The organism is Flavobacterium sp. GSP6 (assembly GCF_003984855.1).
Lineage (GTDB): Bacteria > Bacteroidota > Bacteroidia > Flavobacteriales > Flavobacteriaceae > Flavobacterium.
In genome coordinates this window covers 1-14384 of the sequence record NZ_RYDO01000024.1, presented here as the reverse complement: position 1 = coordinate 14384, position 14384 = coordinate 1, and the positions used below count along the sequence as shown (strand labels likewise).

15 protein-coding genes are annotated in these 14384 nt (G+C 30.0%); 12 read left to right on the top strand and 3 right to left on the bottom strand.

Features of this window, described 5'->3' with window-relative positions; translation table 11 throughout:
• Positions 1-29: 29 nt before the first annotated feature.
• From EKM03_RS14720 to EKM03_RS14710, 3 genes are all read right to left on the bottom strand, one after another.
• The gene (locus EKM03_RS14720; RefSeq protein ID WP_126740699.1) at positions 30-614 is read right to left on the bottom strand and encodes a hypothetical protein; all 585 of its coding nucleotides are present in this window, start codon (positions 612-614) and stop codon (positions 30-32) included.
• 2 nt (positions 615-616) lie between these two features.
• The gene (locus EKM03_RS14715; protein ID WP_126740698.1) at positions 617-1744 is read right to left on the bottom strand and encodes a hypothetical protein; all 1128 of its coding nucleotides are present in this window, start codon (positions 1742-1744) and stop codon (positions 617-619) included.
• Positions 1745-1843: 99 nt separating this feature from the next.
• Positions 1844-2698 (bottom strand): toll/interleukin-1 receptor domain-containing protein, encoded by an 855-nt coding sequence (locus tag EKM03_RS14710; protein WP_126740697.1) that lies wholly within the window; start codon positions 2696-2698, stop codon positions 1844-1846.
• A gap of 356 nt (positions 2699-3054) precedes the next feature.
• On the opposite strand from EKM03_RS14710, the gene EKM03_RS14705 reads away from it, so the two are divergent.
• The 12 genes from EKM03_RS14705 to EKM03_RS14650 all read left to right on the top strand — a co-directional run.
• Entirely contained in the window at positions 3055-4908 is a 1854-nt protein-coding gene (locus EKM03_RS14705; protein ID WP_126740696.1) for a KTSC domain-containing protein, read from the top strand.
• Position 4909: 1 nt separating this feature from the next.
• Positions 4910-5122: a KTSC domain-containing protein gene (locus EKM03_RS14700; protein WP_126553782.1), complete on the top strand. Its 213-nt coding sequence runs from the start codon at positions 4910-4912 to the stop codon at positions 5120-5122.
• A gap of 2 nt (positions 5123-5124) precedes the next feature.
• On the top strand, positions 5125-5346 hold the full coding sequence (locus EKM03_RS14695; protein WP_126553780.1) for a hypothetical protein: 222 nt from the start codon (positions 5125-5127) through the stop codon (positions 5344-5346).
• Positions 5336-7666 (top strand): AAA family ATPase, encoded by a 2331-nt coding sequence (locus tag EKM03_RS14690; RefSeq protein WP_126553778.1) that lies wholly within the window; start codon positions 5336-5338, stop codon positions 7664-7666. The genes EKM03_RS14695 and EKM03_RS14690 overlap by 11 nt, the downstream gene beginning before the upstream one ends.
• 4 nt (positions 7667-7670) lie before the next feature.
• Positions 7671-8702, top strand: a complete 1032-nt coding sequence (locus EKM03_RS14685; protein ID WP_126740695.1) for a hypothetical protein — start codon at positions 7671-7673, stop codon at positions 8700-8702.
• Between the two features lie 644 nt (positions 8703-9346).
• Positions 9347-9550: an LPXTG cell wall anchor domain-containing protein gene (locus EKM03_RS14680; protein WP_126740694.1), complete on the top strand. Its 204-nt coding sequence runs from the start codon at positions 9347-9349 to the stop codon at positions 9548-9550.
• A 2-nt stretch (positions 9551-9552) separates the two neighbouring features.
• Positions 9553-10134, top strand: coding sequence for an ABC-three component system protein (locus EKM03_RS14675; RefSeq protein WP_126740693.1), 582 nt, complete (start codon positions 9553-9555; stop codon positions 10132-10134).
• Positions 10131-10649 carry an ABC-three component system middle component 5 gene (locus EKM03_RS14670; protein WP_233584113.1) on the top strand — a complete coding sequence of 173 codons (519 nt, stop codon included), beginning with the start codon at positions 10131-10133 and terminating at the stop codon, positions 10647-10649. The genes EKM03_RS14675 and EKM03_RS14670 overlap by 4 nt, the downstream gene beginning before the upstream one ends.
• The gene (locus EKM03_RS14665) at positions 10639-12555 is read left to right on the top strand and encodes an AAA family ATPase (protein ID WP_126740691.1); all 1917 of its coding nucleotides are present in this window, start codon (positions 10639-10641) and stop codon (positions 12553-12555) included. Before EKM03_RS14670 ends, EKM03_RS14665 begins: the two co-directional genes overlap by 11 nt.
• A 207-nt stretch (positions 12556-12762) precedes the next feature.
• Positions 12763-13548 carry a hypothetical protein gene (locus EKM03_RS14660; RefSeq protein WP_126515723.1) on the top strand — a complete coding sequence of 262 codons (786 nt, stop codon included), beginning with the start codon at positions 12763-12765 and terminating at the stop codon, positions 13546-13548.
• Positions 13549-13824: 276 nt separating this feature from the next.
• Positions 13825-14094, top strand: a complete 270-nt coding sequence (locus EKM03_RS14655) for a hypothetical protein (RefSeq protein ID WP_126515724.1) — start codon at positions 13825-13827, stop codon at positions 14092-14094.
• A gap of 65 nt (positions 14095-14159) precedes the next feature.
• Positions 14160-14384, top strand: a 225-nt coding sequence (locus tag EKM03_RS14650) for a hypothetical protein (RefSeq protein WP_199741571.1), incomplete at its 3' end; no start/stop codon positions are given.

Here is a 14384-nt window from a genome sequence, read left to right as displayed (position 1 = left end):
AGAAGAATTCTGGAAACAGAAAAATAATTTTAAAAATGTTGCTTAACTAATACTGCGGGTTTTATTTGCATATCCAAACAGTTAGTTACTTCTGTACCTCCTGCAATAAGATATGAATAATACAAATTATTCAGATTTTCATATCTGAAATAAAGAGTTTCAATAGGCTTTGGAAAAGTAATGTAATTACCATCTCTTGAAGCTGCATTAAATATTTTACTTCTCAAACTACTTACCACAATCCAATCATCAACAACTTTATTGTCAGTTGAATTAACTCTAATATTATCAACAAACTGCCCTGTATAAACAAGATGTTCCGGAATGAATAGTGTTGTTGGCATTTCAGAAGTGCTTGGTGTAATATCTATCAATTCACCTTGCGATGATTTCCAAATAGCATGTCTTTCAGTTTCGACAAGGAACTGTCCAAGAAGTACAGACCAACCATAAACAATTGAACCACCGTCTCGTTTTACTTTTTCATCAACATTAGGAAAACATTCAGAAGGTTTTGCATAAGATTCTACTCTTACTGGAACCATAACTTCTTTAGAATCACTGCCGATTTTCGCAATGAGTTCATTAATATATTTTACATCTTTTGCTGACATATCTATAATTTTGTAGTTCCATCAATCTCATTAATCAATGGGTTTAAATCTTCCAATTGTTCATTATATCGAGTTATCAAAGTAGTTGCATTTTCAGTCATATATACCTTTTCCATCTTTAAACCAGCAATATCATTTAGACAAGCTGTTGCTGCTGATGCCAAAGGAATAATACGATCATCTAATCTAAATTGACTTAAAACTTGTACAACTGGAAAAAAGAAATTTTTTTCAAGGATTATTGGATTATATTTTCCATCATTAAGATGTGGGTGTATATATGCCATAAACAAATCTCCCAATGGCTTATATCTGACATCAGTTGACATATCAAAATTCCCTTCTTTTTCCAGTTCTACACCATACATTGCAAATGCCCTGTTAAATATCTGTAAGTTTTTAGTAAGTGAAGTTGTGTATGTAGAAGTACCTTGTAAATATCTTTCAAACCTTTCTTTTATCAATTCAAATTGATGTACTAAAATACTAATATGTCCGTGGGTCTTATTTGAAATTTTTACAATCTTATGATACTCTTCTCTTTTAGTTTCATCCTTTCTAAAAAAAGGTAGTTTGTACCACGGTTTCCCATTTTTTTGTTCAATATATTTTATCAAGTCATTTTTATCGAGCGACTTAAATACTTCACCATTTATAGCCGAATAAATACTTAATGTTGATGGTGTTAAATCTTCTTTAGCTAATAATTCTTTAAAACTTTTTAATGATTCAATTTGCGATTTAATAGGATCTTCTAAACTTCTTAATTCTACAATCCATCTTTCTCCTGCCCTTTTAATTTTAATGGCATTAGTATATTTATCTAACAATTTATTAATCACAATACCCAGTAAGAGTGTAAATATTGGGAGTAAGTATTTAGGATAATCTGTCCCGCTTTCATCTTTAACTAAAATAATTTTTGCATCTCTCTTCGGTTCAATTGGAATTACAGTCTCTTTAGTACTAATTACTTTGGGTTTTATTGAATCAATTTTATTAACTGGCTTTGCAATTTCACTTTTAGAATTCCTTGAATCTAAAACACCTTTAGTTTTTTCATTTTTATTTTGACCAAATGAAATTGTAGAAGTAACAAGTAGTATAAGTATTATTTTAAAGATTCTCATAAGTAGTTTTTACATTTTGTCATGTTTATAAATTATGTGAGACATTGATTAGAAAATTCAAAATCTTCAATCTTGGAAGTCTTTTTTTAGTAGAGACTATTACGGGTTAACTCTATCTTCTTCCCATAATTTTTTAAATATACTTCCAAAATAATAAGCTTTGCTTTTTCCGTCAGATGGCCCAAGCCTTTTAACTGTTACATAACCTTTGAAATTGATGTTCGTTTTAAAATCTCTTAATTCTAAAATTGTTTCAAATAATTTATCATCAAACAGATAAGCATTCGCATTAACAAAATTTTCTTCTTCTGCACAGAGCATTAGTAACATACTTTTCATGAGACCATCTCTTCCTAACTTGACATATTCATCAAATTTTCTCGTGGCTTCTTTATTTCCAACAAACACAATATTTGTTAGAAATGTAGATGGTTTTTCTATGTCAATTGAGTATTCTACAATATCAATTTGCAATTCAAAATATTCGCCTCTTTTCCCCCAATTTATTGAAAAATCATAATAAATATTATCATCATCATTATTTACTCTTCCAGTAGTGTCATTTTTTAACCTTGAAACAGATTCAACAATTTTTTCAAAACCAGTTACAAAGTTTCCTCTAAAATCTGCATATAATTTATCCCGCAAGAATAAAGGAATTTCACAATCATCAATTAATACAGGCAATACGAGAACTCTTTTCTTTTCTAATTCTAACATAAGTCCAGTTGTAATTTCTCTTTTGCACCAATCTGATTCAACTGAATTTTTTGAAAGAACAACCATTAAAAATGAAGAATCTGTAATGGCATCTTGAATTTTATTAGTTATTGAATCACCTACATTCATTTCCCATCTATCAACAAAAATGGGAATTCTTTTATCAACGAGGCTTAAACCAAGTTTATCTACAAAGGCTCTGTCTTTGTGTGAATAGCTTATAAATATTGACATAATTACGTTTTTTAAGTTTTTGCTAATATATAAAACTTAAACCACCAAATACTAGCTTGTTTTAAATAGCTCAGATAACTAAATAAAAAAACCGTGTTGTAATTTTACATCACGGCTTTTTTTTATTTCAAATATTTTTTTACCTTTCCCTTGCATTTCGAGGTCTCTCTCCCGCATTAGAATTAGCTTACTATTATCCTCTTTAATTAAAGTCAAAATATCACTAAATGTGGGTATTGTAACAATAGTTAAAAAAGACTTTATTTACGAACTAGAATATATAGCTTGAAATATGGCATTGGTTAAAAATTGCCAAATGGATTGGCAGTAGATTTTAATTTGGTACAATAAATACGATGGCATTACCCATAAACATAGATGAATTACTGCACGGCAATACGGTCGAATGGGATCGAATTGAGTTAAAAAAAGGATGGAATCCGGAGGATATTATTCATTCTTTATGCGCCTATGCCAATGATATTAACAATTGGGATGGCGGGTATCTCATTATTGGAGTAGAAGAAGACAATGGAAAAGCCAAGTTACCACCCATTGGTTTACAAGTTCAAGAATTGGATGCCATCCAGAAAAAATTGATTGAGCTGGCTCATAAGTTAAGCCCTGTTTATATCCCTGTTTTTCAACCTTATTTAATTAATGAAATCCATATTCTAGTTGTTTTTGCTCCCGCTGGAGATAACAGACCCTACAAAGCTCCAATTAGTTTAAGTGAAAAAAGGACGGAAAGAGCAATGTATATTAAACGTGGCTCGAAAACGGTAAAAGTTAAAGATGGTTCTGATGACGAGAGAAGACTCATTGAACTCACGGCACGCATCCCATTTGATGACCGAATCAACCAAACAGTCAAATTAAATGATTTGAATTTACGTTTGATTCAAAACTATTTAAAAGAAGTGATGAGCTCCTTGTATGAAGAAAGTACAAAGATTCCATTCTCCGAATTATGCAGACATCTAATGATAGCCAAAGGTTCTGAGGAACTGTTGAGACCTACAAATGCCGGTTTGCTTTTGTTTAATGAAAACCCAGACAAATTCTTTTCAGGAGCGAAAATCGATTTGATTATCCATAAAAATGAGGTTGGAAAAGACTATACCGAAAAAATATTCACTGGCTCTATTGTACAGCAGATTAGGGATGTTTTGCAGTATTTTAAAACCAATATTGTAGAAGAATTGGTGGTTAAATCGGCTAGGCAAGCGGAATCAATACGCTTTTTCAACTATCCTTTTCAGGCCATAGAAGAAGCCGTAGTCAATGCGGTTTATCATAAAAGTTATGAACGAGAAAATCCCGTGGAGATTCAAATACATAAAGATAAAATTGAAATATTGAGTTTCCCTGGACCTATGCCACCTATTACCCAAGCTATGCTAAATAAACAAAGGGTAGTAGCACGAGATTATAGAAACCGCAAAATGGGTGGATTTTTAAAGGAATTGAAACTCACGGAAGGCAGAGGAACTGGATTGCCTATTATTCACAAAAGTTTAGAAGAAAACGGTTCGCCTCCGCCCATTTTTGAGACGGATGAAAACAATGCTTATTTTTTGTGTATTATTTCCATTCATCCACTTGCAAATTCCATCTTAGTCTCCCAAGATGAACTAAGAAGAGACGAAGATAACACTCTTAAAATCAATGAAATAAAAGACATAAATCGCTATCTTAGTCTCTCTGTCTCTGAATTGGGAGACAAAGACAGAGAAGTCATAAGAGCAAGGATTAATAATACAATTAAAAAGATTTTACACTTTTGTGCAGAGCCAAAATCAAATGATGAAATATTTGAGAAAATTGAGCTTTACAAAAATACCAAGAATCATAATCATCATATAAAACCACTCCTAGAAATTGGGTGGTTGAAACAAACGATACCTGATAAACCCAGAAGCAAAAACCAAAAATATTACACCACTGATTTAGGTAAAAAATTACTCGCAATAATTGCAATAGATAGCAATTCCGGAATTAAAAGAATTCCAGTAGCGTCTTCAAATATTGCCTCTGTTGGCTATGATGTAGAAAACAAGATTTTGGAAATCGAATTTCACCACGGAGCAGTTTATCAATATTTTGATGTGCCGGAAAAGGTGTATGAAGAGTTGATAAATTCTTCTTCTTATGGAGCATATTTTACGCACGAAATCAAGGAAAAATATAGTTATAACAAAATCAATTAATATGAAAAGACAATCAGTAGAATCCTCAAACTTGGCATCCATTGGTTATGATGCAGAAAATGAAATCCTAGAAGTACAGTTCAAACACGGTGGTGTTTATCAATATTTTGATGTTCCCGAAAATGTCTATGAGGAATTGATGAATGCAGATTCACACGGTCAATATTTTGATAGAAATATTAAAAAAGCAGGATATGAGTTTCAAAAAATGTAGTTATGGAAAGATATAGAAATTCAGGTGGGGATTCAGGTGTTTCCGCCTATGAAATAGGTTCTGATTATATCATTGTGAAATTTTCAGGGACAGCTAGAACTTATAGATATAGTTATCGGAAAGCTGGACAAAAACACGTAGAGTCTTTAATGCAACTTGCGCAGAATGGTAATGGATTGAACAGCTACATTAATAAACACGTAAGAGATTTGTATGATAAATAAAATCGAGTACTTAAAAGATTTTGGCATTTACAAGAATTTCAATTGGAATTCTATATCAAGTATTGAAGATTTCAAGTATAAGAACATCATTTATGGCTGGAATTATTCAGGTAAGACTACATTCTCTAGGATCTTTAGCTCGTTAAGAGATAAAGAGATTTTTAAAGACTTTAACAATGGTGATTTTAAAATCATCACAACAAATGGGAATTATGATAAGACTAATTTAACTCAATTCCCATACAAAGTATTGGTATTTAATAGTGATTACATTAAAGACAATTTGAAATGGGATTTTGACGAAGAAATTAATGCTATCTATTTTGAAGTTGGCGACAATGCAAAACATACAAAAAGAATTGAAGATTTAGCAACTTTAATTATCGAGATTGTTGGTTCAGATAAGGTTGTTGGAAAGAGAAATAAATTCCAAGACTCTTTAAATGAATATAATGTATTTGAAGATTCATTATTCTCAATTGAAGCAAAAAAAATAAAGGATGAACATTTTATAAGTTTAATAAATTTTACAAAGGCAGATGTAAGGAAAATTAAAGATCAAATTAGCAACAATATTGATTCAAATGTTATAAAAGATAAAAAAAAACTTTCCAAAGTAAGTAAAGTAATTAAAATCGAAGAACCAAAGTCAGAACTAGATTTTGTTGAATTCACGGATAATATCACAAAAATAAGTGATTTGGCAAATGAAATTTTAAAATCTTCACCTACAAAATCCGAGGTAATTGAGATATTAGATAAGAATGTAAATGTCTATAATTGGGTAAAAAACGGTTTGGAATTTAATACTAAAAATGAGAATTGTCTATTTTGCAATAATCCTATATCAGAGGACAGATTTAACCTTTTGACAAATTACTTTGAAAACCAAGCTTCAAAATTAAGGCTAAAAGGTCAGGAATTATTTGAACAACTTGACAAGGAAGAGGAATCAATTATCGAGATTAATTTCCCGAATAGTACAAATGATTTAAACGAAGGTTTTCAAGATGAGTACAAGGCATTAAGAAAACAACTCGATAAATTGTTGTCTTCTCACAAATCATACATAAAAAAAATAAAAAACAAGATTCAAAGTAAATTAGCTAATAATCTTTATACCTCACTACCTGAAATTGAAAAATTCAATGTAACTCCTTTAAAAACAAAGTTTGAGGAACTCAATAAGCTTATCAGAACCAATAATGAGTTTACTTCTAATTTCTCTAAAATAATTGCATCTGAAAGAGAGAAATATAAAAAGCATTTAGTTTCAACATTTTTGAAATCTTCGAAGTATTTAACTAAAGAAAGAAAATTTAAAACAGCTCAAATTGCCATTCAGAAACTTGACGGCGTAGTGAATGGGTATATTAAAGAGATTGAGAGACTTAAGGCTCTCAGATTAAGTGACTCTGAAGGATGTGCACAGTTTAATTCATTTGTTCAAAGTTTTTTAAGTAGAGATGATATTGAAATTAAACCGAATGAAGCGACTAAAAAATTTATTCTTAAAAGAGGTTCTGAACTCGCTAAAAATTTAAGCGAGGGAGAAAAAATGGCAATTTCATTTTCTCACTTCCTTGTTACGCTAAAGAGTATAGAGTTAAAAAACGAACTAAAAGAGTATATTATTTTTATTGATGATCCAATATCTAGTTTGGACGGGAATCATATTTTTCAAATCAACTCATTATTAAAAGAAACTTTTTTTGTGCAAAAACCTGACCCAAATCAGCCTAATCAGCTACAATGGGAGTTAAAATGTAAACAAATCTTTTTTTCTACTCACAATTTTGAATTTTTCAATTTATTAAAAGAAATGCCTGTCTCGAAAACAGGTTTTAGATATTCTTCAAATGCTGTAAAAAGCAAAGAATCCAGATATTTTATTTCTCGTAATATAGCAGATTCTCACATAGAAAAATTACCAGAAGTCTATAACTCATATTCTTCTGAATATCATTATCTGTTTAGTGAAATTGTAAATTTTAATGATTCTGCAAATCAGCCAACCTACCCTAAATTACTATTGATGCCAAATATTCTTAGAAGGTTTTTAGAAATGTATACACTAACACAATATCCAAGTTCTGACGAACTAGATGGAAGAGCAGATGTTGTTTTTGGGAAAGCAATATCTAAGCGAATTTGCAAGCCATTTCATTATTTTAGCCACTTTAATAATATTGATAGAATTGGGAAACAAAGTGAATTAGTGGCCGATATTAGTAGTGCTTGTAGAACATTAATTAAATTTCTCGAAGAAAAGGAAGATAAAAAACATTATCAAGCTTTGAAAAAAGCAATTAGTATATAAATTTATGGCGACAATAAAAATAAATCAGCAGTTACGAAGAATCGAAATCAAAGAATTTGAAATCGAAAATCAAATCGTTTTCAATTACTTTGATAATCTTCCAGCTAGTGAAAGAGATGATAAATTGCTGCGAGCTATTTACATTGGAGTGTTGGCACTTATGGAAGACCGTATTTCCTCTTTTCTTTCAAAAACATCCAATGAGTTAGGAACAGAACTCGAAAGTTTGAAAATGATTTTTGAAATGAAAAAAGAACTGTTCTATAAATCAACCATCAAAGGCGTTTTGGCAGAAGATGAAATCGCAGAATTTTTAAATCAATATTTTCTAGATAAGCGATTAAAAGACCGTGCATTTTTAACGGGTAACACAGCGGGTATTCTTCCAAAAAACAAAACGGGCGATATCATCTGTGAAGTAAACGGCACACCAGATTTGAAAATTGCCATCGAATGTAAATTTGACAAAAGCGTTCGTTTAGGCGACATTGAAAGCAATGATATTTTTACTCGAAAGTCTGATACGGCTTGGAGTCAGTTGATAGAAGCGCAGGCCAACAGGGACAGCAAAGTAAGTTTGATTGTATTTGATATTTCCTTGGTAGAAAATTCCATTCTAAAGAATTTCGAGAATGTAGGTTACATTCCAGGAGTTGGTTTTATTGCCATTATCAATTCACAAAAAGGAGATTACAGCAATTTAGCCATTGCGTATATGTTGGCTCGGGACATTGCCTTAAATGCAAGAGAAGTAGAACTCGACAAAGATATTTTGGCAATGATGGTAAACCGTATCATCAAAGACATTAACGAAGTATTGACGATAAAATCACTGGTTCAAAACAACATTGACAACAACAAAACAATTTTAAAGCAATTGGAAAAATCAATTTTACTTATGGAATTCAACCAAGCATATTTGAAACGCTTTTTGGGTCAAGGAACATTAACCAAGAAAGACTTATTAGACTTTTATTCAGGCGAAGATGTAAAAGATAAGTACCGTTTAATTGAAAAGGAAATTAATGAACTATAGAGAAGATTTTTGTTTGCGTAACACTACGCAATGTGTAGTGTTGCGCCCAGCTGGCTTGAGCATTAAGTAACACAAGTGCTGGCGCGAGCGTCTCGCTCGTGCACGCAAGCCGAGTTTTTACAGTAATATAAACAAAAGCAACCTCTTGACTGGTTGCTTTCTTGTTTTAATGGAAATTTTGTAATTTTCAATTCATAGAATAAATATTTTTCCCACTTAAAATTAAGTTCTTAATTCCAGAATCACACACGAGACTGTTTTTACTACTATTCTAAAATTATAGATTTTAGAGCTTAAGCAAAGCTGTAATAACAATAGAGTGGTATGAAATAATTGGGCTTCTCATCTAGTATTGTGTTTTTTTGCTCTTTATCTGAGAAGGAAGTTTTATGAGTACATAAGGAATTATTTTTATAATGATAGCTGGAGAACTAGAAGAAAGAAATGAAAAATATCCCGCATTAGAATTAGCTTACTATTATCCTCTTTAATTAAAGTCAAAATATCACTAAATGTGGGTATTGTAACAATAGTTAAAAAAGACTTTATTTACGAACTAGAATATATAGCTTGAAATATGGTAAAACTTAAAAAAAGCGTTACCTGTTGATGTTATTTACAAGTTGGGTGCAAGCCTACCAAAAATGAACGAAATAAATAATAATATTATGGACGAGAATAGTACTAAAATTTTAATAGCAATTATTGCTGTAATAGCATCTATTATTGGAGGTGTTTCATTTTACTTAAAGAAAAAAAGGAAAAATTATAGTGTTAACCAAGAAAACATCAATATAACTGGTAATGATAATAAAATTGTTGGCGGTGATGATAAATCTGGCAAATAAATATGTACACAAATAATAGCCAAAAAGATATTGACATTAATGGAGACCATAATAAAGTTATAAAGGGAGATAATTTTGAAAGCCATTACTATGGAAGTAATAAAGGAAAACTTTCAAGCTTATTTTTTGCCTTAAAATCACAATTTGAAAATTCCGAAAATTTAGAAGAAATAAAAATAATTTCAGAAAGTCTAAGCAGATACTTAAACCCTAAAGATACATTAGGTCTAGAAGCTAAGCTAAAACTACAAGGGAAAGAACATTTAGAAGAGGATTTCTCTGAGCTGAAACAAATGTTTTATAAAAAATTATTAAAATACCAAAATTTTGAACCAGCCCAAGAAATATTTACTTTCATTTTATCTATAATATTGTCAAAGTATCGAAACTTAATTAAACCGATGATAAGAGAAAATACAAGTGAAAAAGATATTTTAGAATGTATTGCTGACAAGATAATTCAACCTTTAACAATATTGATTGAAAGAGAAGGATGTGATGACATTATGGGATTGAATTCAGAAGACATTGAAGGAATGTACCATTTTTTAACTGGGAATTGCCACATAAATTGGAAATTATGATAATATACCAACAAGCTTTTGATTTATATCATACAATATATAGAATTATAAATATTCTCGGAAATTTCAAATATGCTGATTCAATAGAATTAGACAGATTAAGAATTTGGGACTATTATTTATTATTTCCAAATAAGCTTAAATCTATTAGCCTTAAAAGAGAAGAGAAAGACATAAAAAATTTAATAAACAATTATATTTCTAAAGAGCAAAATCCTTATGAAATAATATTAAACGATAGAAAAATGTTAGAAAAAATCCTTCCATTTCAGATGGGAGCTTTAAAATATTTAGCCTCAATTGGATTAATTGATAAAGACTATTTAAAAAACAATAGAATATCAAAGATTTCAGATGAAGTTCTTCTAGAGTTAAGACAAATTACTGCGGAACTTACACCTCAAGAAAAAAATACAATTAGTTTATTAACAGGACATTTTTTCTACGTACCATTGATAGGTAAAGATGGATTAAAAAGTCGAAGTAATTTATTAGATAGTAGATATGATGCATAACAACCTATTTTTAAACAGATTAGTAATCCTGACACAAAATGGAGACATTGCTTACGATGAAAAATATCACCGAGGTGTAAATATAATACGCGGAGATAACAGTAGTGGAAAATCAACAATTTCTCATTTTATATTCTATGTATTAGGCGGTGCTTTTAATGATTGGGTTAAAGAAGCGAGAAAATGTTCAGTAGTTTATGCTGAAGTTAATTTAAATGGAGCAATCGTGACTTTAAAAAGAGAAATTATTTTTAATTCTGACGGTATAGCTAATAAATTACAATCTATTGAATTCTATTGGAATGAATATGAAAATGCAAAACTAAATATTGAAGGTTGGCAAAAATTTAATTTCAGTAAAACAGATGATAAGAAAAGTTTCTCAGAAGTTTTATTCGATAACTTAGAAATTCCTGTTGTAAAAGGGGACAATAATATTACAATGCATCAAATTTTAAGATTGCTGTATATTGACCAAGATTCACCAACAAACTCACTTTTTTTGTATGAATTTTTTGACACAACATTAACTCGAGAGACTGTTGCAGATTTGCTTTTAGGAGTTTATAATCAGGATTTATATGATAAACAACAAAACTTAGAAGACTCTAAAAAAGAATTTGACTCCTTAAAGTCTGAAATAACAGTAATAAAAAAATTTATTCCGAATAAACAAGATTTAATTCCACTTCATATTGAAAATAGAATAAGTAATAAAGAAGTTGAATTTGTAGATATAGAAACAAAAATATTTAGTTACAAAGAAGATAATAAGAAAGTTAATTTTTCTAAAAAATCACAACTTGAATTTGAATCACTTCATAATGAATCTTTAATACAACGTTTAACTGTCAAAAAATTAAATAGCAAAATAAGAAACAATCAACTTGAAATAGAAGATACAATATTCTTTGTTAATGCTCTTGAAAACAAATTAACTGCTGTTAAAAACTCAATCAAAACAAGAGAGTATTTAGGTAAATTTTCTCTTGATAATTGTCCTGAATGTTTAAAACCAATTATTAAAGCGGAAACTGATAACACTTGTAGTCTATGCAAAACTGAAATAGAAGATAGTGTCGGTGTAGCAGAAGCAAGGAAAATCGAACAAGAAATATATTTTCAAATTCAAGAATCAAAAAAAATAAACATAAAAAAAGAAAAGGAACTAGTCGAATTTATAGCAAAATTAGAATTTGAAAAGGGGAAGTTGTTTCAATTACAACAACGAGTTAATCAATCCTTAGCAGATGTAAGAAGTTTCAGAGACGAAAAAATTGATAAATTATTTGAAGACAAAGGATTTGTAGAAGGAGAAATAATACAGCTTCGAACGCTTTTAGAAAATGCAGAAATATACCAATCTAAAAAAGCAAGATATGATACTTTAAACTCACTAATTGTTTCACTTAATTTAGAAATTAAGAACTTAAAAGGTGAACAAGAAAAACTAAAAATAGCAATAAATCACAAAATTGAGAAAATCGGAGTTTATTTGCTTAATAACGATTTAAAAAGACAAAAAGACTTTTTTGAAGCAAAAGAATTTCATATTGATTACCGAAATAACCTTGCATTTATATCAGACAAAAATGCAAAGTATTCAGCTAGTTCTAGTTTTTATTTAAAAAACTCTGCAAGGTTTGCAATTTTTTTGGCTTCACTATCTATTGATAAAATGAGACTTCCTCGTTTCATACTTTGTGATAATATGGAAGATAAAGGTATTGAATTAGTACGAGTACATAATTTTCAAAAAATTTTAATAAACTATTTGGACGAATTTGATATTGAAAATTATCAAGTAATATACACAACATCTTTCATTCCTAAAGAATTGAATAACTCTAAATATTGTGTTGGGAAATTCTATACAGAAGCAAATCCGAGTTTAATAAATGTATAAAAAGCCAGCACCTAACAGCGAAGTTTTCGTTGCGTGCGCAACACGAACAATGAAAGCTGTCTTGAACGGAACTAGAGGCAGATAAAAAGAAAATAATTTTACACTAAATTATCTATATTTAATTTTTAACTAACAAAAAAAGCTGCGCGTGGAGGAAATTAGATATACTGACGTTGTGCATAATTTTAAGTAAAACCGTATAAAATCATGATAATTGGAATCTCATCATTTTGCTGGCATTGTTTTAATGAAACTTCACAGACAAAAGAAGATTATGAAAAACTAAAAAAGGAGCTGCTTTCTGATGTCGATTATGAAGTTGAACTTAATGATGAAAATTTATATGAATTTATTTGCCCTAAAAATCATCGTTCATTAACACAACTTCAAGAACAAAAATTCGAAATATTATTTGACATTGCTTCATTAGCCTTAATTGATGGATATACAAAAGAAGCCGTTTCTAGTTATTCGAGTTCACTTGAAAGATTTATCGAATATTGTATTCTTATATTTTCATTAAAAAATTCGGTTACTATCGAATCTTTCATTAAAACATGGAAACAAATGGCAAATCAATCCGAACGACAACTTGGAGCATTTTTAATTCTTTGTTTGCAAGAAGGAATGTCAAATCGAATAGAAGAACCAAGGTCAACATTCAGAAATAAAGTAATACATAAAGGTTATATTCCGTCATCGAAAGAAGCTATAGATTATGGTCAATACATAATGTCATTTATTCAAAACACTCTTAAAGATCTAAATCTAACAAGTAATGAATATTTACAGCAGGCGATGCGTATTCATCTAACAAAAAATGGAGATAGACTACCAGAAAATGTGCGTTTAGCAAATGCATCTATGCCCACTATTATAAGCTTAAGAAGTGTACATGACAAAGATTACGGAAATATTTCGTTAATCGATGCCCTTAAGTCTGTAAAAGAAAATGGATTTTACAAACACTTTTATAGAAAGAAAATCCAATAAAAATCTACTCAAAAGAAGTCACTATTTAGCGGAACCGCAGGTAGTTAAAAGTGAATAAATTTTCGGTTTTCCCCCAGCTGGCTTGAGCATTAAGCAACACAGGAGCTGGCACGAACGTCTCGCTCGTGCGCACAATCAAAATCAATTAAGAGAAGTAACCCGCTTCACGAAGTGTTCGGCTCTATGCTTCGATATAAATTTCAACTGTTTACGGAAAACCGTATTCATTTAGAAGTTTAACATTGTAAATTTCAAAAAAATTAAATCTTAAAAAAAATGGGAACAACAGTTATGAAAGTATTAATATCATATGATGTTAGTGCAAAAAATCCAGAAGTAAAAGCTGCACTGCTAGCATTAAATTATTATGATCAATTTACATTAGGAACTGCTTCAAGAGTTTATCATTTACCCAATACAACTTTATGGCATCAAACAAAATCTTCTGATCAAGCAATGTCAGACATGAAAAAAGTTTGTGCCGATTTAAAAGTTACACTTGAAAAAGCAGTAGCAGTAAAGGCAGATGAATTCGTAGGATTATAATATGAACTACTCTTCGGAGTGGTTTTTTTGAAGCTTTTTTTAACAAAACAATTAAAATGTGAAATATGATAAAAATTCTAATTCTATCAATCTATTTATTTATAATAATTGGTTGTTCTCCTAGTAAAAATGAATTGTTTAAAGAAACTGATTCTTTCGTAGAATCGTTGCAGACAACATATAAAAGTTATGGAATTCTTGGAGGTTCAGAACTAGATATTCCGACGAAAGTACACCACCCATTCCGGAGCAAAGTACACCACGATTCCGCAACAAAGTGCGCCATTTAT